Below are 21,504 nucleotides of genomic sequence, written 5' to 3'. Positions count from 1 at the left end.
AGCGTAAGCTAGTAAGACTCCTGGAAGAACACCAGGTTGATAGGTCAGAGATGTAAGCATGGCAACATGTTAAGTTGACTGATACTAATAAGTCGAGGGCTTGACCAAAATAAAATTCACTGTGTAATTTTGAGAGAAACAATAAAAATTGTTAAATCYCTATTGACAAATTRCRAAAAAGYAATTATAATGTTAAATATCTGGTGATTATGGCTTGAAGGTAACACCCGTTYCCATGCCGAACACGAAGGTTAAGCTTCAAAGCGCTGATGGTACTGCAGGGGAGGCCCTGTGGAAGAGTAAGTCGTTGCCAGATATAAATATTCCGCGGTAGCTCAATGGTGGAGCACTCGGCTGTTAACCGATAGGTTGAAGGTTCGAATCCTTTCCGCGGAGCCATTTAAATTTTATATTTTTAAAAAATATTCCGCGATAGCTCAACGGTGGAGCACTCGGCTGTTAACCGATAGGTTGAAGGTTCGAATCCTTTTCGCGGAGCCATTTTATTTTTTGGATAATTTTATTAAAAGTTGTAATAAAAGCTATTAGATATGTAATATATATTTAATAGCTTTTTATTTTTTGACTATAGTCTGATTATTAAGAAAATTAGTAATTTTTGAAAGGATTTTATATTATCAAATAGAATATATATTTAAGCCATAAAATAGATAGGGGGAATTAGTATGAATTATAGCACCACCAATCTAAGAAATATAGGCATAATTGGACATAGTGGATCAGGAAAAACTTCTTTAACAGAAGCTATTTTGTATTTTACAAATATGGTAGATAGATTAGGTACCATAGAAGAGGGAAATACTGTATCTGATTATGATACAGAAGAGAAAAAACGAAAAATATCTATATCCACCACAATACAACCGTGTAAATGGAAGGACACAAAAATTAATTTGATTGATATGCCTGGTTATTTTGATTTTGTAGGAGAAAAAATTCAAGGCTTAAAAGCTGCTGATATTGCCATTATAGTATTGTCAGCAACAGGGAGTATACATGTTGGAACAGAAAAGTCTTGGAATTATACAACAAAAGAGAAAATACCTAAAGTATTTTATATAAACAAATTAGATAAAGAAAATATGGATTTTGAAGGCACTTTAAATAAACTTAAAGAAAGATATGGTGTATCTGTAGTGCCTGTTCAATACCCTATAGGAAAAGAACAAAATTTTAAAGGTGTAATAAATGTTATTTCTAGCAAGGCAATAATATTTAATGAAAAAACACATAAGGTGGAGACAAAAGAAGTACCAAATGAATTATTAGATAAAGTGAATGAATGTAAAAATATGATTGTAGAAGCCGTAGCTGAAACAGATGAGAAGCTTTTAGAAAAATATTTTAGTGAAGGTACACTAAGTGAAAAAGATATATATGAGGGATTAATGGCAGGCACTGCAAAAGGAGAAATAGTTCCAGTAATGTGTGGGTCTGCTATAAAGGCCATAGGTATTGAAACTGTTTTAGAGGATATAGTTCAATGGTTTCCATCACCAGTAGAAACAAAAAAAATAGAGGCATCAGAGGGTATAAATAAAAATAATATAGAGATAAGTTGTAATGAAAAAGATCCATTTTCAGCACTAGTTTTTAAGACTATTATAGATCCTTTTATAGGTAGATTGTCATTATTTAAAGTAATGAGTGGAGTAATAAATGAAGAAAGCTCTATTTATAATTCAACAAAAGATAAAAAGGAGAAGGTAGGTAAATTATATTTTTTAAAAGGTAAGCAACAAATTCAAACAGATAGAGTAATTTCAGGAGATATAGGAGCAGCAAGCAAATTACAATATACTTCTACAGGGGATACTTTGTGTGATTTAAACAGAAAAATAATATTCAAAAAAATGGATTTTCCTAAAGCTAATATGACCATGGCAGCATTACCTAAATCAAAAAATGACGAAGATAAAATGTTTTATGCCCTAGATAAATTAGTGGAGGAAGATCCTACAATATATATAAGTAGAGATTTAGAAAATGCAGAAACATTAATATCAGGTATGGGAGATATACATTTAGAAGTAATAGCAAATAGAGTAAAAAATAAATTCGGCACAGAAATAGTGCTAGATTTGCCTAAAATTCCATATAGGGAGACTATAAAATCTATATCTAAGGTCCAAGGAAAACATAAAAAACAATCTGGTGGACATGGCCAATATGGAGATGTATTTATAAAATTTGAACCAAACAAAAATGGAGAGTTTGAATTTGTAAATAATATAGTTGGAGGGGTAGTTCCGAAACAATATATTCCCGCAGTAGAAGAAGGAATTTTAGAATGCATGAAAAAGGGAGTACTAGCAGAATATCCTGTTATAGGAATTAAGGCTACAATATACGATGGTTCATATCATTCAGTAGATTCATCTGAAATGGCTTTTAAAATTGCAGCCTCTATTGCATTTAAGAAGGGAATAAAGGAAGCAAAACCAACTTTATTAGAGCCTATAATGCGTTTAGAAGTAATATCATCAGAGGAATATATGGGAGATATTATAGGAGATATAAATAGAAAAAGAGGCAAAATTTTAGGTATGGAGCAGGAAGCTAATAATTTAGAAAAAATTATAGCAGAAGTACCACAGGCAGAAATAATAAGTTATGCTACAGATCTAAGAAGTATAACTCAGGGGATGGGTGAATTTTATTTAAGTTTTGAAAGATATGATGAAATTTTAGATCCCATTGAGGTTGAAAAAGTACTATCTAGTAAAAATAAAATATAGTATAAAAAATCACCTAGTTTTTAGGTGATTTTTTATACTATATTTTATTTACTATTTATTATATTATTAAAACCTTTGCTATTTTAGTAGTTCCATTTAGATTAAATACCTTTCCAAGTATGTATATAAATAATAATATATTTTAATTATTATAACTGTAGTATTAAATTTTAATGTAATTTTATCTATAAGTTATTATGAAACAGTACCAATAATTAACTCAATTAAATATATTATAACAGAATTAATTTTTACCATATATTTCAGCTATTATACATAAAACATAAATATTAGTAATAAAATGTGTATTATGTGAAATAATATTATAGAAAAATATATGTTACATTAAGCAAAAAGGGGAGATTTAATGTCAAGTTATCATTTAAATATTAAGGGGCCTATGGGACTAAGTGATTATAGTAGTATAAATGATTATATAAATATATTAGACTCAAAAGATGAAGTAATAATAGAGATGAATTGTGAAGAGAGACAAAATATGGATATAATATGTAATATGTTAGAGAGAAGTAATTTTGAAATAAATAAAAAAGATATATTGAAAGAAAATTATTATATAGAAGCTTATAAAAGATAAAGTTAGATTATGAGGATTTTTCAGCTTATTCATTAAAAATAAATAAGCTTTTAGTAGTAATAGCTTATAGCTTAAGCAGATAGAAAAATCCTTTTCCTATAATTGTATTCTGTCATAGAGTTAGATAGAAAAATCATAAAATAATACTAAGAGAAAGACTAATTAAAACACATAGTGATATTTTAATCAAAGGAAATTAAAAATTTACAAAACTAATAGAAATATAAAGAAAAACAATAATAATTTAGCATAATGACATTATTTACATGTATATGTATGTTGAATAAAGAAAATATGTAAATTATTATATTACTAAGGTCAAAGAAAGACAAAGTCAGAAGAAAAGGAATGATATTTGTGGCTAGATTATCTGATATAATAGAGGATTTTATAAAAGAAATGTTTCAAGAAAATAATGAATCAGAATTACAAATAAAAAGAAATGAATTGGCTAATTATTTTAGTTGTGCACCATCTCAAATAAATTATGTTTTAACTACTAGATTTACAGAAGATAAGGGTTATTATATAGAAAGCAAGAGAGGTGGTGGAGGTTGCATTATAATTAGACGTATAGAATTTACTAATAATAAAAACTTGAAAGAGCTTATAGTAGATAGAATAGGGAACAGTATTACATATGATAATGCAATAAATATCATAGATGGGTTAGTAGAAATGGCTGTCATAACAGAAAGAGAAGCTATTATAATGAAAATTGCTATAAATGATAGAGTGTTTGGAAATATTGATATAAGTAAAAATATGTTAAGGGCTAATATACTAAAAAATATAATTATGGTTATAATTTAATATAAAAGTTGGGGGTGATTTTATGCTATGTGATAAATGTAATAAAAATAGTGCAACAGTTCATATAACAAAGGTTATAAATGGACATAGAGAAGAGGTTAATTTATGTGAAAGCTGTGCAAAACAGGAACAAGGAATAGGAATAACAGATAATTTAAATCTTATGTCATCTTTTTCAGTTCAAAATATATTAGCTAATATATTAGATTATATGAATAAGCCTCAAGAAAAAAATATAAGTTATGAAATTACGTGTCCTCATTGCGGAACAACTTATAATGAATTTAAAATGAAAGGTTTATTAGGCTGTAGTGAGTGTTATAAGGTTTTTAATGATAGTATAATTCCAATAATAAAAAGAATTCATGGAAATGTGGAGCATACAGGAAAAATCCCTGAAAAATCAGGACAATATATAATAAAACAAAAGAATTTGCAACAATTAAGAGACAAACTGCAAAAATGCATTAAAGAGGAAGAATATGAAAAAGCCGCAGAAATAAGAGATAAAATAAAGTTATTGGAAAATGAAAAAGAGGAGGAGGCGTAAATATATGAACGAAAATAAAAAAACTCCTTTGTCAAATGATAACATGGTTTTAAGTAGTAGAATAAGATTAGCTAGGAATATAGACAAGGCACCCTTTCCAAATAAAATAGATAATAAGAATGGTAGGGATATCATATATAGGATAGAAAATGAATTTTATAAGGAAGTTGAAAAGGACGCATTTAAGACTATATATTTATGGAATCTAGAAAAAAAAGAAATTAATTCATTGTTGGAAAAACACATCATTAGTTTTAACTTAATTAAGAATATAGATAAGGCCGCTATAATAATAGATAGTTCTGAAAAAAATAGCATTATGATAAATGAAGAAGATCATATTAGAATACAAAGTATAACAAAGGGTTTTAATTTAGAAAAGGCATTTGAAAAAGCAAACCATATTGATAATATGATTGAAAAAAATATAAATTTAGCCTTTGATAAAGATTTAGGATATTTAACATCCTGCCCAACAAATATTGGAACAGGATTAAGAGCTTCTGTTATGATACATTTACCGGCTCTTTCCATGAATAATAGAATATCAGCATTATTGAATGCTATAAGTCAATTAGGCATGACAGTAAGGGGTATTTATGGGGAAGGTTCTAAAGCTTTAGGAAATATATATCAAATATCAAATCAAATTACTCTAGGCTTAGATGAAATAGAGATAATGAACAATTTAGAGGCAGTAATAAAACAAATAATAAATGAAGAGAATATGGCAAGAGAAAAGTTCATAGAAAGTTATGAATATGAAATAAAGGATAAAATATATAGATCCTTAGCATTGTTAGAATCAGCAATACTATTAGATAATTTAGAATGCTTAAATTATATATCTAATGTAAAGCTAGGTATAGAGATGTCAATAATAAAAGATATAGATGAGAATATAATTAATCAATTAATAGTAGACACCCAACCGGCTAACTTAAATAGGATTTATGATAAAGAAATGACTGAGAAAGAAAGTAGATATTATAGAGCTATGTTAGTTAAAGAAAGATTAAAAAAACAAAAGTTTAAGGAGGGTGATTAATATGATGTTTGGAAGATTTACAGAAAGAGCTCAGAAAGTACTTATGAATGCTCAGGAAGAAGCAGAAAAATTCAAACATGGATATGTAGGTACAGAACATATTCTTTTAGGAATTTTAATAGAAGATGGAGTAGCCAAACAATTATTAAATAATTCTGGCATAACAGAAGATAAAGTTAGACAGTTAATAGAAAGATATGAAGGAAAAGGGGAGATGGATCTTTATAAAAATGAAATTCCACTTACTCCAAGAACAAAAAGATTACTTGAAATGAGTTTATTAGAAGCTAGAAATTTAAATCATAATTATATAACTCCAGAGCATATATTATTGGGATTAATAAGAGAAGCAGAAGGTGTAGCCTTTACTATCCTTTCTAATTTAGGATTAGATGTTGAAAGATTAAAAAAAGAGCTAATAAAAAATTTGTCAGGAGAAGAAATGCTTAAAGATGAAGGTAGCAAAAAAAGTTCTAAAAGTTCTACTCCTACATTAGATCAATTTGGAAGAGATCTAACTGAAATGGCAGAGGAGGGGAAAATTGACCCAGTCATTGGAAGAGATAAAGAAACTCAAAGAGTTTTAGAAATATTATGCAGAAGGACTAAGAATAACCCTTGTTTAATAGGGGAGCCGGGAGTTGGAAAAACAGCAATAGCGGAAGGGTTAGCCCAAAACATAATTAATGGGAATATACCAGAAATATTAAAAAATAAAAGGGTAGTTACGTTAGATTTAACATCTATGATAGCAGGAGCTAAATATAGGGGTGAATTTGAGGATAGATTAAAGAAAATAATGGAGGAAGTAAGAAACTCTAAAGATACAATATTGTTTATAGATGAAATTCATACAATAGTTGGAGCTGGAGCAGCAGAAGGGGCTATAGATGCGGCAAATATATTAAAGCCGGCATTGGCAAGAGGAGAAATTCAATGTATAGGTGCAACTACATTAGATGAGTATAGAAAGTATATAGAAAAAGATTCCGCTTTAGAGAGGAGATTCCAACCTATAAATGTAGGAGAACCTACAAAAGAAGAAACAATAGAGATTTTAAAAGGATTAAGAGATAAGTATGAAGCACATCATAGAGTTAAATTTACAGATGATGCTATATATGCAGCGGTCAATTTATCAGATAGATATATAAGAGATAGATTTTTGCCAGATAAAGCAATAGATTTAATAGATGAAGCTGGTTCAAAGGTTAGAATAGAAAATTTAATTGCACCACCAGATTTAAAAAATATAGAGGAACAATTAGATAAAGTTGTTAAAGAAAAAGAAGATGCAATAAGAGTTCAGGATTTTGAAAAAGCTGCTAACTTAAGGGATAAAGAAAAGGAATTAAAAGAAAAGTTAGAAGGGTTAAAAAAGGATTGGAATGCAGAAAAAGAGGGTTCTAATTTAATTGTATCAGAACAACAAATAGCATCAGTAGTTTCAAAGTGGACTAATATACCAGTTAATAAGCTTACGGAAAAGGAATCTGAAAGACTTTTAAAATTAGAAGATATTCTTCATAATAGAGTAATTGGGCAAGAAGAAGCTATTAAATCAGTATCAAAATCTGTAAGAAGGGCAAGAGTAGGCTTAAAAGATCCAAAGAGACCAATAGGGTCATTTATATTTTTAGGACCAACAGGTGTAGGAAAAACTGAATTAACAAAAGCTTTAGCAGAAGCTATGTTTGGAAATGAAAATAATATGATTAGAGTTGATATGTCAGAGTATATGGAAAAGCATTCAGTATCCAGATTAATAGGATCACCTCCAGGATATGTAGGACATGATGAAGGAGGTCAATTAACAGAGAAAGTAAGGACAAATCCATATTCAGTTGTGTTATTTGACGAAATAGAAAAAGCTCATCCAGAAGTATTTAATATATTACTTCAAATATTAGAAGATGGAAGGCTTACAGATGGCAAAGGTAAGACAGTAGATTTTAGAAACACTATAATCATAATGACATCTAATGTGGGAGCATCAACTATAAGTAGGCAAAAAACATTAGGTTTTAATACTTCTATAGAAGAAGAAAGAGAAACAGAATATGAAAAAATGAAAGATAACATTATGCATGAGTTAAAACATTCATTTAGGCCAGAATTCTTAAATAGAATAGACGATATAATAGTTTTCCATCAATTAAGAGAAGAGCATATTAAAGAAATAGTTAAGCTTATGCTAAAAATTGTATCAAATAGAGTTGAAGATCAAGGAATCAAATTAGAGTTTACAGAAGAGGCAGAAAAAATATTGGCAAAAGAAGGATATGATACTAATTATGGAGCTAGACCTTTAAGAAGAGCTATAACTAAAATTGTAGAAGATAAATTGTCAGAAGAAATATTAAAAGGTAATATTAAAAAAGGTGATTCAGTTAAAGTTAATACTATTGAAGATAAATTGAATTTTTCTAAAATCTAAATTTTGAATTTAATTCTAAACCAATAATTAAATTTATTTAATTATTGGTTTTTTAAAATTATTTGTACTAATTGATGTTATAATAATATTATTGTAATTAAGGTTTTGGAGTTGATTAAATGGCTAAAAATAAAATTGTATATACATGTCAACAATGTGGGTACGAATCTATAAAATGGGTAGGAAAATGCCCTGGATGCAATACTTGGAATAGTATGGTAGAGGAAGAAAAACAATCAACTAATAAGACTATAAAAAATATAAATATTAAATCAGAACCTAAAATGATATCCACAATAAAATCTAGTGAATACGAAAGATTAGATACTGGAATAAAGGAACTAAATAGAGTTTTAGGTGGTGGTATAGTTAAGGGATCTCTAACTCTTATATCTGGCTCTCCTGGAATAGGAAAGTCCACAATACTTTTACAAGCTGCTAATAATATTGCTACTAAGTATGGTAAGGTTTTATATGTATCAGGAGAAGAATCAGAAGAGCAAATAAAAATGAGGGCAGATAGACTTAAGGTAATATCAAAAGATATATACATACTTTCAGAAACAAATGTGGATATAATAAAAGAACACATTACGACAATTAATCCTAAATTTGTTATAATAGATTCTATACAGACTCTTTTTAAAAGTGAACTATCTTCAGCTCCAGGTACTGTGTCTCAAGTTAGGCAGTGTTCTAACGATATTATGCATATAAGCAAAAATAATAACATACCTTTCTTTATAGTGGCACATGTTACAAAGCAAGGAGAATTAGCAGGACCTAGAGTTTTAGAACATATGGTAGATACGGTTTTATCTTTTGAAGGAGAAAGAACCCAAGAATTTAGGATTTTAAGAACAGTAAAAAATCGTTTCGGAACTACAAGTGAAATAGGAGTTTTTGAAATGGCAGGAGAAGGACTATTAGAAATAAGCAACCCTTCCGCTGTATTTTTAGAAGAAACTGAATTTCAAAGGGAAGGTTCTGTAATAATAGGTATAATGGAAGGTACTAGACCAATACTTATAGAAATACAAGCGTTGGTAAGTGAAACAAAAGCTTATATGCCAAGAAGAACAGCAGTAGGAGTAGACACAGCTAGATTGAATTTAATATTAGCCGTGTTAGAAAAAAAATTAAATATACCTTTTTATAATTGCGATGTATATGTTAATGTAGTAGGAGGGTTAGATTTAACAGGGACTTTTGCTGATTTAGGATTAGCATTAGCTTTAATATCTAGTGCTAAATCAAAAGATATAAAATTACCTAAAGTTTTAGTAGTTGGAGAAATAGGACTTACAGGAGAGGTTCGCCCCGTAAGTTTTTGTGATAGAATAGTAAATGAAGGCATAAAAATGGGATTTACCAGTATAATTATACCTGATAGAAATAAAGACAAAATTTCTGTAAAAAATAATGTTAATCTAATTGGTATATCTTCTTTAAGAGAAGGTATTAATAAAGTATTTTAATTGTGTAGGGTGAGAGAAGTGAGAATAGAAAAAGATAAAGAATTAATGAATATACTTAAAATAATGGCCCCAGGGACCCCACTAAGAGAGGGGTTAGAGAATATATTAAGAGCTAAAACCGGTGGATTATTAGTTCTAGGAGATAGTGATCAAATATTAAAATTAGTAGACGGTGGATTTAAAATTAATTCAGAATATAGTCCATCTTATGTTTATGAACTAGCTAAAATGGATGGTTCAATTGTGTTAAGCAGCGATTTAAAGAAGATATTATGTGCTAATGCTCAATTAATACCGGATTCATCTATACCTACTTTTGAGACAGGAACAAGACATAGAACTGCTGATAGAGTAGCGAAACAAACAGGAGCCATAGTAATAGCTATTTCTCAGAGGAGAAATATAATAACTGTTTATAAGGGTGGAATAAAGTATGTATTAAGAGATAGTAGTATAATATTAGCAAGAGCTAATCAAGCTCTGCAAACTTTAGAAAAATATGTAGCTGTTTTAGACAGAGTAGTAAATAATTTGAATATACTAGAATTTAAGGATATAGCAACTTTATTTGATGTAGTAACTGCTATTCAAAGATCCGAAATGGTTATGAGAATAGTTAGTGAAATAGAAAGATATATATGTGAATTAGGTAATGAAGGAAGACTAATTGATATGCAATTAAGTGAATTAATAAAAAGTGTAGAAGAAGATGGCATTCTGCTTATAAGAGACTATTGTAGAAGTAATATGGAATATGAGGATATATACAAACAAATACAAGGACTTTCATCAGAAGAACTTTTAAATTTAGATGGATTATCAAAAATTATAGGATATACAGGAGTACCTTTGGTAGATACACTTATTTCACCCCGAGGATATAGGATGATTAATAAAATACCGAGAATACCAAGTAATGTAATAGAAAATTTAGTAGCTAATTTTAATCAGTTAAAATGTGTAATGGAAGCATCCTATGAGCAATTAGATAATGTAGAAGGGATTGGAGAAGCTAGAGCTAAAGCTATAAAAAATGGATTAAGAAGACTTAGAGAACAAATAATGCTAGATAAAGTATAGCACAAAGTATTAAAATACTTTGTGCTATACTTTATCTCATACTATATTTGCCTAATGTATTTATTTTATTATATTCTTTTAACAATATATCATATAAGTTTAAATCTAATAAGTTGCATAGAGAGGTCAAATAAAATAAATTATTACCAATTTCTCTTTCAATTACATCTCTACAGTTATCACAAAGTTCACCATTAATGTGAGATTTTAAACAATCTCTGAGAGCTTCTATATCTATACTATCTGAAGGCAATTTTTGCTTTTCTGCTTTAACTGAAACACAGCCACAGTTAGTTATTGATTTAGCTATAGCTCTATTTACTCTCGCATTAGATTCACTGTATTTGGTTAAAATATCTAATATACTCTTATGTCTTAAAAGAGAATCATTAACAGAATTTTGAAAATCATCAAAAATTACATCTTTCATAGGGTTCAACTCCTTATAAAGATTTCATATGTGTACTATAAACTATTATAGGTTCCTATCATTAACCTTGTCAATAAGTGTATAAGTTAAATCATATTTATATCATAAATTAAAATCAATATTTTTTATAGGGGGATACTCATGTTAAATAATACCTATATATTATTAAAGAAGGAAATGGAAAAAATATGAAGAATATATATAGTTAAAGTAGTAAAAATTTAATATTAAAAACAAAAATATAAAGGAAAACAAATATTAAACAAAGTGTGTATTTTCATAAATAATTATTAATTATTTTTAGGATTGTTGAAAATTAATAATTATTAATATATATTAAATATAAAAAGGATTGAAAATCTTAATAATTGTTAACAATTATTAAGAGGAGGTGAAATGGATGTTAAATAAAATATTAAGATGGCTTTTTACAATAATAGGATTAGCCTTAGGGTATATAATTGGGGGATTAATTATGTCAACCAACTATTTCTCTAGTTTATCTTATTTTAATGGAAGTCAAGTTAAGTCAGCTTTCTTTTTAATTTTATGTTCTATAGTTTTTGGAATAATATTATTTCTTATATCCCCATGGATAAATTCTATAATATTGAAAATAATGGATTATATAGTAAGAAGTTTGCAAAAATTATCTGCCAATGAAATTGTATTTGGAACTGTTGGAGCTATATTGGGATTGGCTATATCAGCTTTATTCGTTAATTTGCTAGCTCAGATCCCTATAATAGGAGTAATATTAGCCGTAGTTGTTGCTATTATTATGGCTGCATTAGGAGCCAATATTGCAATTAAAAGAAAAGAAGAATTAATATCACTTTTTTCTAATATAAAAAGAAATTCACCAGCAAAAGAAAAAAAGGCAAAGTCTAATAAAAGTAATGCAACCCCTAAAGTATTAGATACATCTGTTATAATAGATGGAAGAATATTTGATATATGTCAGACTGAATTTATAGAAGGAACTTTGGTAATACCTACTTTTGTTTTAGCAGAGCTTAGGCATATAGCGGACTCTTCAGATAGCTTAAAGAGGAATAGAGGGAGAAGAGGCTTAGATATACTAAACAAAATACAAAAGGAACTAAATATAGATGTGCAAATATATGAAAAGGACTTCCCAGAAATAGCAGAGGTAGATAGTAAATTATTAAAATTAGCTCAGGTTTTAAACGGTAAAGTAATAACTAATGATTATAATTTAAATAAAGTAGCTGAATTTCAAGGAGTACCTGTATTAAATATAAATGAATTAGCAAATGCAGTAAAGCCTGTTGTGTTACCGGGAGAGGAAATGAATATCCAAATTGTTAAAGATGGTAAAGAGGCTAATCAAGGAATAGCTTACTTTGATGATGGAACTATGATTGTAGTAGAAGGGGCTAAAAAACGTATAGGACAAAACTTAGACGTAGTAGTAACCTCTGTTTTACAAACAGCAGCAGGAAGAATGATTTTTGCTAAGAGAAAAGAGGAGTCTTAGCATGAGTAAAAATTCTGTTATTATAGTTGCTGCTGGAAAAGGCAAAAGAATGAATAGCAATATAAGCAAGCAGTTTTTAAAGATAAAAAATAAACCTATTCTTTATTATACGTTAAGCAAATTTTCAACCCATGAATCTATAGATGAAATAGTGCTAGTTACCTTAGAAGATAAAATAGAAGTTTGTAGGGATATTATAGATAAATATAATATTAATAAGGTATCTAAAATAGTTCCAGGGGGTAAGGAGAGACAGGATTCTGTTTATAATGGATTAAAAGCTGTATCAAAGAATTGTGATGTAGTATTAATCCATGATGCAGCAAGACCTTTTGTTACTAGTGATATTATAGAGAATGGTATAAGATATGTAAAGCAATACGGAGCCGCTGCTTCTGGAGTAAGGCCAAAGGATACTATAAAAATAAAAGATAAACAAGGATTTGCAATAGACACTCCTAGCAGAGAGGATCTATTTATAGTTCAAACTCCTCAGTGTTTTGATTACAATATAATATTAGATTGTCATGAAAAGTTAAAAAAACATAATAAAAAAGTAACAGATGATACTATGGTTTTGGAAAATTACGGTAAATCAGTATATTTATATGAAGGCAGCTACAGTAATATAAAAATAACAACTCCTGAAGATTTAATATTAGGAGAACAAATATTAGAAAAGCTAACTTAGCAACAAAACTCGTCCTAATAAGGGGCGAGTTTTGTTTATATATTGCATATTTTAAATTTTAATTTGGAATATTTTGAAATATAATAAATAATTTAGGGGGGAAGTTATGAGATTATCAAAAACATTAGTGCATAGTTTAAGAGAGTATCCAGCAGATCTGGATATGGATAGTCAAAAATTATTATTAAAAGGAGGATTAATAACTAAAGTAGACAGTGGACTATATGCATTTACACCTTTAGGATATAGTTTTTTAGAAAACATTCAAAAGATAATTGAGGATAATTCAAAAAAAAATGGCGGCTTTCAAATATCCATACCGTATATAAAGGATTTCCAAGATGTAAGTAAAAAAAATAATGAGTTTATATTAGATTCTAATGAGGAGAACTTAAGATTTATAAACTTTTTAAAAAATAATGTAACGTCTTATAAGCAATTGCCTTTGTTTTTTTATGAAAACAATACAGAGATTAATTATAAAGGAAAAAATAATTTAGGAATTATGTGTGGAAAACAAGTATTAAAAGAGCATTTTTATATGATGTTAGATGAAGAAAATAATAAATTTAATAAAGAAGAATTAATAAAACTTTATAAAGACATTTTTAAAATCATGAATTTACAATACCATATAGTAGAGGATGAACTAGATGGAACCATAAAATTTATCATATATGATAACATAGGAGATTCACATATAGTTGAGTGTAAAAGCTGTAATTATGGTAATGAAATCAATAGAGCTTTATCTATACCAGATTATAATATAGAAAAGGATTTAAAAGAATTAAATAAAATAGAAACACCTGATATAAAAACTATGGAGGAGCTAGGCGAATTTTTTAAGGTGCCTTATAGAAAGCTTACAAAAACAATAATATATAAGTGTAATAATGCTTCTATTGTTGCAGTTATGGTAAGAGGTGATAGGGATATAGATGAATTTAAGGTTATTAAAAATTTAGGCAATATAGGAAATTTAGAATTAGCAGGAGAAGATATAGTTAAACAGGCTACAAATGCAGAGATAGGTTTCGCTGGCCCAATTAATTTAAAAGTTGATAATATATTGGTAGATGAAGAAATAACTAAAATGAATAATTTTATGGTAGGTGCAAATGAAACAGGGTATCATTATGAAAATGTTAATTATAGAAGAGATTTTAAAGGAATAGTTGGAGAATTTAGAAAGATACATAAAGATAGTAGATGTATCCTATGTGGTAATAAATTGGAAATTAATGAGGGCTTTGTTATAGGGGAAATCAAAAAAATAGAAGAAAACTTAATAAAAAATGAATGCGCTACATTCATTGATAATAAAGGAAAGAGTAAGCCATTTACAATTTATAAAGGTTTTATGGACATATATAAAATTATTTCCTGGGCAATAGAACAAAATAAAGATGAATTAGGGATTGTGTGGCCTATGGAAGCATCAGCATTTAAAATTATAGTAACTATAGCTAATGAAAAGGATGAACAACAGTTTAAAGTAGCGGAAGAAATTTATAGCAACCTAGTTAATAGTGGAATAAGCACAATTTTAGATGATAGAAAAGAAAGAGCAGGAGTAAAATTTAAAGATGCGGATTTATGGGGAATACCTATTAGAATAACTGTTGGTAAAAATATAAAAGAAAATAATGTAGAAATAAAATTAAGAAATTTAAAAGAGAAGAAAGAAATCCCAATAGATCAATTACAAGAAAGTATTAAAAGTTTATTGGGTATGGCTTAATAGATTGAATAAAAATATTATATGGTTTATTATAAAAATATAATTTAGAATGGGATGGGAGATAGATGATCATGGAGTTAAATTTAGATACAATAAAAAAAGCTCAAAATAATATAAAAACAGTAGTTAGAAAAACACCTTTATTTTATTCAAGTACTTTTTCTAAAAAAACGGGATATGAAGTATATTTAAAATGTGAAAACAAACAAAAGACTGGAGCTTTTAAATTAAGAGGTGCATATAACAAGATAGTTTCATTAACTGAGGAAGAAAAGGAAAAGGGTGTTATTGCATCCTCTGCAGGAAATCATGCTCAAGGAGTTGCTTATGCAGCTACAGCTTTTGGAATAAAATCTACTATAGCTATGCCTAAAACTGCTCCTCAAGCTAAGGTCATGGCAACAAAAGGATATGGAGCAGAGGTTGTCCAGCACGGGGAAGTTTATGATGAATGTTATGAAAAAGCATTAGAAATACAAAAGGCTACAGGAGCTACTTTTGTACACCCTTTTAATGATATACATGTTATGGCAGGTCAAGGCACAATAGCTTTAGAAATATTAGAAGAAATAGAGGATATAGATGCTATAATAGTTCCAATAGGAGGAGGAGGACTAATATCAGGAATAGCTGTAGCGGCTAAATCCATAAAGCCAGATATAAAAATTATAGGAGTTCAATCAGCTATTATAGCCTCTACAAAGGCATCTTTAGAAAAAGATGAAATTGTAACTTTGCCAGGAGCTAAGTCTTTAGCAGATGGTATTTCAGTAAAGACTCCAGGAGATATTGCTTTTAAATATATTAGAGAATATGTAGATGAAGTAGTTACGGTTACAGAGGATGAAATAGCCTATGGAATTTTTGAACTTATTGAGAAAACAAAAGTTATTGCAGAGGGTGCAGGAGCATCAACCGTTGCAGCTTTATTAGCTAATAAGATTAATATTAAAGGTAAAAAAGTTGTGGCTTTAATAAGTGGTGGTAATATAGATATAGCTATGATATCTAAAATAATAGATAGACAGCTTATAATGCTTAAGAGAAGAATAAGATTTAAGGTAGAATTACAGGACAAAATAGGAGAGTTCGAGGATGTTATTTCAAATATTGTTTCTACGGGAGCCAATATAGTTAAGGCTAGACAGGATACTAATTGGAGTGAAAAAGGGTTAGAATATGCAAATGTAATATTTGAAGTAGAAGTTCAGAGTAAAGAACAAGGAGATAAATTATTGAAACAACTTAGTGAAAAAGGGTATAATATACAAACAAATATATGTATGTAATAAATTTAGCAAAATAGGAGGTAAATAGATGAAGGTTTACAATACTTTAACTAATAAAAAAGAAGAGTTTGTTACGTTAGTACCAGGAGAAGTAAAAATGTATGTTTGTGGTCCTACGGTATATAATTTTTTCCATATAGGAAATGCTAGAACCTTTGTAGTCTTTGATAGTATAAGAAGATATTTAGAATATAGGGGTTATAAAGTGAAATTTATTCAAAATTTTACTGATATAGATGATAAGATGATAAAAAAAGCTAATGAAGAAGGAATAACGGTAAAAGAATTAGGCGATAGATTCATAAAAGAATATTATAAAGATGCAGATGACTTAAATATTGAAAGAGCAACTAAAAATCCAAGAGCAACTGAATTTATGGACGAGATAATAAGATTTGTAAGTGATCTAATAGAAAAAGGATATGCTTATGAAATAGATGGAGACGTATATTTTAGTACTAAAAGATTTGGCGATTATGGTAAATTATCAGGACAAAATTTAGAAGAATTACAATTAGGATCAAGAATAAATGTGGATGAAAGAAAAAAAGATCCTATGGACTTTGCTATATGGAAAAGCCAAAAGCCAGGAGAACCTGCTTGGGAAAGTCCTTGGGGAATGGGAAGACCAGGTTGGCATATAGAATGCTCATGTATGGCTTATAATTTGTTAGGAGAAACAATAGATATACATGCAGGAGGATCAGATTTATCATTTCCACATCATGAAAATGAAATAGCTCAAAGTGAGGCAAGAACAGGAAAACAATTTGCAAAGTATTGGTTACATTCAGCTTTTGTTAATGTGAATAATCAAAAGATGTCTAAATCATTAAATAATTTCTTTACAGCAAGAGAAATATTAGAAAAATATGATGCAGATGTTTTAAGAATGTTTATGTTATCAGGACATTATAGAACTCAAATAAACTTTAGTATGGAGTTATTAGATTCAACTAAAGCAGCTTTAGATAGATTATATAATTCTATAAATAATTTAGAAAATTTATTAGATGAAGTAAAAAATGAAGAATTAAGAGATGAAGAATTAGAATACAAGAATGAATTACAAAAATATAAAGAAAAATATATAGAAAAAATGGATGATGATTTTAATACAGCAGATGCTATATCTGTAATATTTGATTTAATAAGAGATGTTAATACAAATGTTACTATAGAATCATCAAAAGAACTAGTTAAATATACATTAGATTTAATAAGAGAATTAGGGAACCCTTTAGGAATATTACAAGAATCAACTAAGGCTAGTTTAGAAGAAGAGATTGAAAAGCTTATAGAAGAAAGACAAAAAGCTAGAAAAGAAAAAAATTGGGCATTAGCAGACAAAATTAGAGATAATTTGAAGGAAAGAGGCATTGTTTTAGAAGATACACCACAGGGAGTAAGATGGAAGCAAATATAAGATATAAGTACTAGTGGATTAATAAAAATAGAATGAGTGGAGAGTAATATGGATTTTAGTTTATTTCAAAATAAGTTTACTATTAAGGATGGGAAAACATTAAATCCTCTAGTACTTGCATTCATAGGAGATGCAGTATATGAGGTTTTTATAAGAACATTTCTTGTAGATAATAATAGAGAGTTAAATGTGCATAAACTACATGTGAATGCTATAAAATATGTAAAGGCTCATGGACAGAGTGATTGTATAAAAGATATAATGGGAGATTTAAATGAAGATGAGCTTTATATATTTAAAAGAGGAAGAAATGCTAAATCAGGAACGGTGCCTAAAAATGCTGATGTTCAAGAATATAGATTTGCAACGGGTTTTGAAGCCCTTATAGGTTTTTTATATATAACAGATCAACAGGAAAGATTAAATTATTTATTAAATAATATAGTTACTTTAAATGGAAAAAAAGGAGCACTTGATAATGAAAGTTAAATTATTAGAATATACACCAAATGCAGAAAAATTAATAGCTTCCGCAGCAAAATTATGTTATAGTTCATCTGGAATTGAAGATTTACAAAATAATTTAGATAAAGAAAAAGTGGATAAATTTTTAAATATGTTAATGTCCTATGGACATGAATCACCAATAGAACATGTTTCTTTTACTTTTGGTATAGAGGGAGTATCAAGAAGTTTAACACATCAACTTGTGAGGCATAGAATAGGTTCTTATTCACAACAAAGCCAAAGGTATGTTAGGTTAGATCAATTTGAATATGTTATTCCACCTTCTGTAGAAAAGGATGAAGAAGCGAAAAAAATATATATAGAAACTATGAAAAATTGCCAGAAGTCCTATGATAATATTGCAAGCATTTTAAAAGAAAAATATATTAATGATGGATTAAGGGCTATGGATGCAGAAAAAAAGGCTATAGAAGATGCAAGGTATGTATTTCCAAATGCTTGTACAAGTAAAATTATAGTTACAATGAATGCCAGAAGTTTAATGAATTTCTTTAGACATAGATGCTGCAATAGGGCACAATGGGAAATAAGAGAACTAGCTGAAATTATGTTGTTTGAAGTTAAAGAGGTTGCACCAACATTATTTAAATATTGTGGACCAGGTTGTGTAAATGGACCTTGTCCAGAGGGAAAAATGTCCTGTGGTAAAATAAAAGAAGTTAGAGAAAAATATAATGTGAAATTACACAAGGAGAGTAAGTAATAATGAAAAACAGAGTTGGTCAACAGGAAGAAATAAGGGAAGATATAATAGAAGGCAGAAATGCAGTAATAGAAGCATTAAAGTCAAATAAAACTATAGAAAAGGTAATGGTAGCAAAGGGAGATTTAGAAGGATCTATCAAAATTATAATATCTTTAGCTAAGGAAAAAGGAATAGTGATAAATGAAGTTGATAGAAAAAAACTTGATTCTATATCTCAAACAAGAGCCCATCAGGGAGTTATAGCTTTTACAACTCCATATCAATATTGTGCAGTAGAAGATATTATAAGATATGCAAAACAGAAAGAAGAAGAGCCTTTTATAGTAATATTAGATGAAATAGAAGATCCACACAATTTTGGATCTATATTAAGAACCGCAGAAGTTTGTGGGGTACATGGTGTCATAATACCTAAAAGAAGAAATGTAGGAGTTACTCCTACTGTTTATAAAACATCTGCTGGAGCTGTAGAATACATGAAAATAAGTAAGGTTACTAATATAAATAATGTTATAGATAAACTTAAGGAAAAGGGTATATGGATATATGGGGCGGATATGTGTGGAAATGACTATTGCTTTGATGTAAGCTTATCTGGACCTATAGCATTAGTTATAGGAAGTGAAGGAAGAGGGATATCAAAGCTAACTAAAAGCAAATGTGATGTTTTAGTTAAAATTCCAATGCTCGGAAATATAACATCTCTTAATGCCTCTGTTGCTGGAGGAATGCTAATGTATGAAATATTAAAACAAAGAATGAAGAGTAAATAATTATGAAATATATATTTGTAGATGCTTATAATGTCATAAATAGTTGGAAAGAGTTAAAAAAAATAAAGGACTATAATTTAGAAATGTCAAGAGAGCAACTATTAGATATATTAAACAATTATGCTTCATATAATCAATATCGTATTTATGTGGTTTTTGATGCACATCAGACGGAAGGTGCAGAAAATATAGAGAAAATAAATAACAATTTAATAGTAGTGTTTACAAAAGAAGGGGAAACTGCAGATAGTTTTATTGAAAGATCTATAAATGATTTAGGTAGAAAGATAGATGTATCTGTAGTAACATCAGATTCATTAGAACAACAATTAATATTTCAAAGAGGGGCTACCAGGATATCTTCATTAGAGTTTTATTCACAGGTCAAAGAAACAGAGAAGAATATAAAAGAAAGGATAAAAAAAGAATTTTCTAAAAAAGGGAATAGACTTGGAGAAATATTGCAAGAAGATTTATTAGAAAAATTGGAAAAAATAAGAAGAAGCACGTAATTTACCTTGACGTTGTTATTAACACTAATGTATAATCAAATATGTGGTTATATTTATTTTGGGGGGGGATACCTTGGATAGAAAGGTTCAAATTAATAGTAAAACTTCCTCCTTTGAAGGATGTGTAGATGAGGAAATAGTTATGGAAGCCAAAGCAGGAAATTCTAGAGCACAAGAATATATAATTGGCAAGTATGAGAATTTTGTTAAAGCTAAGGCAAAATCTTATTTTTTAATAGGAGCAGATAAAGAAGATATATATCAAGAAGGTATGATAGGTCTATATAAAGCTATAAGAGACTTTAAACCGGATAAATTATCTTCCTTTAAAGCCTTTGCTGAGCTGTGTGTTACTAGACAAATTATAACGGCTATAAAAACAGCAACTAGACAAAAACACATTCCGCTTAACACATATGTTTCTTTAAATAAGCCAATATATGATGAGGAGTCAGATAGAACCTTATTGGATATTTTATCAGAAGCTAAAGTGGCTAATCCAGAGGAATTAATTATAAGTAGAGAAGAACTAAAGCATATACAAAATGAGATAGGCGAAGTATTATCAGATCTTGAAATGGAAGTTTTAATGTCTTATTTAGATGGAAAATCTTATCAAGAAATTGCCTGCGATTTAGATAGGCATGCTAAGTCTATAGACAATGCACTACAAAGAGTAAAAAGAAAATTAGAAAAATGCTTAAATAATAAATGATTTTACATATTGACAATAAAAACCGATTTTACTATAATTAATAATTGGTATATGATTATTTTGAGCGAGAGTAGTTCAGTGGTAGAACACTAGCTTCCCAAGCTAGTTGCCGCGGGTTCGATCCCCGTTTCTCGCTCCAAGTTTTAATATTAAAGTTGCCCATGTAGCTCAGTCGGCAGAGCGTCACCTTGGTAAGGTGGAGGTCACCGGTTCAATCCCGGTCATGGGCTCCAGAAATTACAAGGAACACAACACACCAGGATGAGTTTACTTGTACAAATAAATATATAAACACAAAAAAGGAGGAAATAAAAATGGCAAAAGCAAAATTTGAAAGAAGCAAGCCTCATGTAAACATAGGAACAATAGGTCACGTAGACCACGGTAAGACAACATTAACAGCAGCTATTACAACAGTATTAGCAC

At 28.8% G+C, this 21,504-nt stretch carries 20 protein-coding genes, 4 tRNA genes and 2 rRNA genes; 25 read left to right on the top strand and 1 reads right to left on the bottom strand.

What is annotated here, in order from left to right; all coding sequences use genetic code 11:
* The 12 genes from ACYUEW_RS18320 to disA all read left to right on the top strand — a co-directional run.
* A 23S ribosomal RNA gene (locus ACYUEW_RS18320) occupies positions 1–108 on the top strand; the annotation flags it as partial.
* 91 nt (positions 109–199) lie between these two features.
* Positions 200–316, top strand: a 5S ribosomal RNA gene (gene rrf / locus ACYUEW_RS18315).
* A gap of 8 nt (positions 317–324) precedes the next feature.
* A tRNA-Asn gene (locus ACYUEW_RS18310) sits at positions 325–399 on the top strand.
* A 27-nt stretch (positions 400–426) separates the two neighbouring features.
* A tRNA-Asn gene (locus tag ACYUEW_RS18305) sits at positions 427–501 on the top strand.
* A 185-nt stretch (positions 502–686) separates the two neighbouring features.
* A complete protein-coding gene (fusA, locus tag ACYUEW_RS18300; RefSeq protein ID WP_003482866.1) occupies positions 687–2,759 on the top strand; it encodes an elongation factor G in 2,073 nt (690 codons plus the stop codon).
* Between the two features lie 367 nt (positions 2,760–3,126).
* Positions 3,127–3,357, top strand: a complete 231-nt coding sequence (locus tag ACYUEW_RS18295; RefSeq protein ID WP_003482868.1) for a hypothetical protein — start codon at positions 3,127–3,129, stop codon at positions 3,355–3,357.
* 348 nt (positions 3,358–3,705) lie between these two features.
* Positions 3,706–4,170 carry a CtsR family transcriptional regulator gene (locus ACYUEW_RS18290; RefSeq protein ID WP_003482870.1) on the top strand — a complete coding sequence of 155 codons (465 nt, stop codon included), beginning with the start codon at positions 3,706–3,708 and terminating at the stop codon, positions 4,168–4,170.
* Between the two features lie 22 nt (positions 4,171–4,192).
* Positions 4,193–4,720 (top strand): UvrB/UvrC motif-containing protein, encoded by a 528-nt coding sequence (locus ACYUEW_RS18285; protein ID WP_003482872.1) that lies wholly within the window; start codon positions 4,193–4,195, stop codon positions 4,718–4,720.
* Positions 4,721–4,724: 4 nt separating this feature from the next.
* Complete coding sequence (locus tag ACYUEW_RS18280; protein ID WP_460277628.1) at positions 4,725–5,768, top strand: protein arginine kinase; 1,044 nt, start codon at positions 4,725–4,727, stop codon at positions 5,766–5,768.
* A 1-nt stretch (position 5,769) separates the two neighbouring features.
* Positions 5,770–8,205 (top strand): ATP-dependent Clp protease ATP-binding subunit, encoded by a 2,436-nt coding sequence (locus ACYUEW_RS18275; protein WP_042384055.1) that lies wholly within the window; start codon positions 5,770–5,772, stop codon positions 8,203–8,205.
* Positions 8,206–8,324: 119 nt separating this feature from the next.
* Positions 8,325–9,683: a DNA repair protein RadA gene (gene radA / locus ACYUEW_RS18270; RefSeq protein WP_003482877.1), complete on the top strand. Its 1,359-nt coding sequence runs from the start codon at positions 8,325–8,327 to the stop codon at positions 9,681–9,683.
* Between the two features lie 18 nt (positions 9,684–9,701).
* Positions 9,702–10,763 carry a DNA integrity scanning diadenylate cyclase DisA gene (gene disA, locus ACYUEW_RS18265; protein ID WP_003491261.1) on the top strand — a complete coding sequence of 354 codons (1,062 nt, stop codon included), beginning with the start codon at positions 9,702–9,704 and terminating at the stop codon, positions 10,761–10,763.
* A 31-nt stretch (positions 10,764–10,794) separates the two neighbouring features.
* On the opposite strand, the gene ACYUEW_RS18260 is transcribed toward disA, so the two are convergent.
* On the bottom strand, positions 10,795–11,193 hold the full coding sequence (locus ACYUEW_RS18260; protein ID WP_003482881.1) for a nucleoside triphosphate pyrophosphohydrolase family protein: 399 nt from the start codon (positions 11,191–11,193) through the stop codon (positions 10,795–10,797).
* A 400-nt stretch (positions 11,194–11,593) separates the two neighbouring features.
* On the opposite strand from ACYUEW_RS18260, the gene ACYUEW_RS18255 reads away from it, so the two are divergent.
* The 13 genes from ACYUEW_RS18255 to ACYUEW_RS18195 form a co-directional block, all read left to right on the top strand.
* Positions 11,594–12,694 carry a PIN/TRAM domain-containing protein gene (locus ACYUEW_RS18255; protein WP_003482883.1) on the top strand — a complete coding sequence of 367 codons (1,101 nt, stop codon included), beginning with the start codon at positions 11,594–11,596 and terminating at the stop codon, positions 12,692–12,694.
* 1 nt (position 12,695) lies between these two features.
* Positions 12,696–13,385 (top strand): 2-C-methyl-D-erythritol 4-phosphate cytidylyltransferase, encoded by a 690-nt coding sequence (gene ispD, locus ACYUEW_RS18250; protein ID WP_003482885.1) that lies wholly within the window; start codon positions 12,696–12,698, stop codon positions 13,383–13,385.
* A 106-nt stretch (positions 13,386–13,491) separates the two neighbouring features.
* A complete protein-coding gene (locus ACYUEW_RS18245; RefSeq protein ID WP_045516624.1) occupies positions 13,492–15,129 on the top strand; it encodes a YbaK/EbsC family protein in 1,638 nt (545 codons plus the stop codon).
* Positions 15,130–15,200: 71 nt separating this feature from the next.
* The gene (gene ilvA, locus ACYUEW_RS18240; protein WP_003482889.1) at positions 15,201–16,418 is read left to right on the top strand and encodes a threonine ammonia-lyase; all 1,218 of its coding nucleotides are present in this window, start codon (positions 15,201–15,203) and stop codon (positions 16,416–16,418) included.
* Positions 16,419–16,446: 28 nt separating this feature from the next.
* Positions 16,447–17,844 carry a cysteine--tRNA ligase gene (gene cysS / locus ACYUEW_RS18235; RefSeq protein WP_003482892.1) on the top strand — a complete coding sequence of 466 codons (1,398 nt, stop codon included), beginning with the start codon at positions 16,447–16,449 and terminating at the stop codon, positions 17,842–17,844.
* Between the two features lie 48 nt (positions 17,845–17,892).
* Positions 17,893–18,333 (top strand): Mini-ribonuclease 3, encoded by a 441-nt coding sequence (locus ACYUEW_RS18230; protein WP_003482894.1) that lies wholly within the window; start codon positions 17,893–17,895, stop codon positions 18,331–18,333.
* Positions 18,323–19,075 (top strand): FAD-dependent thymidylate synthase, encoded by a 753-nt coding sequence (thyX, locus tag ACYUEW_RS18225; RefSeq protein WP_003482895.1) that lies wholly within the window; start codon positions 18,323–18,325, stop codon positions 19,073–19,075. The genes ACYUEW_RS18230 and thyX overlap by 11 nt, the downstream gene beginning before the upstream one ends.
* Before the next feature lie 2 nt (positions 19,076–19,077).
* Positions 19,078–19,851 (top strand): 23S rRNA (guanosine(2251)-2'-O)-methyltransferase RlmB, encoded by a 774-nt coding sequence (gene rlmB / locus ACYUEW_RS18220; protein ID WP_003482898.1) that lies wholly within the window; start codon positions 19,078–19,080, stop codon positions 19,849–19,851.
* A 2-nt stretch (positions 19,852–19,853) separates the two neighbouring features.
* Positions 19,854–20,363, top strand: coding sequence for an NYN domain-containing protein (locus ACYUEW_RS18215; RefSeq protein ID WP_003482899.1), 510 nt, complete (start codon positions 19,854–19,856; stop codon positions 20,361–20,363).
* A gap of 73 nt (positions 20,364–20,436) precedes the next feature.
* A complete protein-coding gene (gene sigH, locus ACYUEW_RS18210) occupies positions 20,437–21,078 on the top strand; it encodes an RNA polymerase sporulation sigma factor SigH (RefSeq protein WP_003357363.1) in 642 nt (213 codons plus the stop codon).
* Between the two features lie 64 nt (positions 21,079–21,142).
* Positions 21,143–21,217, top strand: a tRNA-Gly gene (locus ACYUEW_RS18205).
* Positions 21,218–21,235: 18 nt separating this feature from the next.
* Positions 21,236–21,311, top strand: a tRNA-Thr gene (locus tag ACYUEW_RS18200).
* Between the two features lie 81 nt (positions 21,312–21,392).
* Positions 21,393–21,504 (top strand): GTP-binding protein (locus ACYUEW_RS18195; RefSeq protein ID WP_163195617.1); only part of this gene is annotated, 112 nt, incomplete at its 3' end.

It is taken from the genome of Clostridium sp. CTA-1 (genome assembly GCF_054768215.1).
Note: the sequence above shows the minus strand (reverse complement) of the source record. Positions and strands in the feature narration are given on the sequence as shown.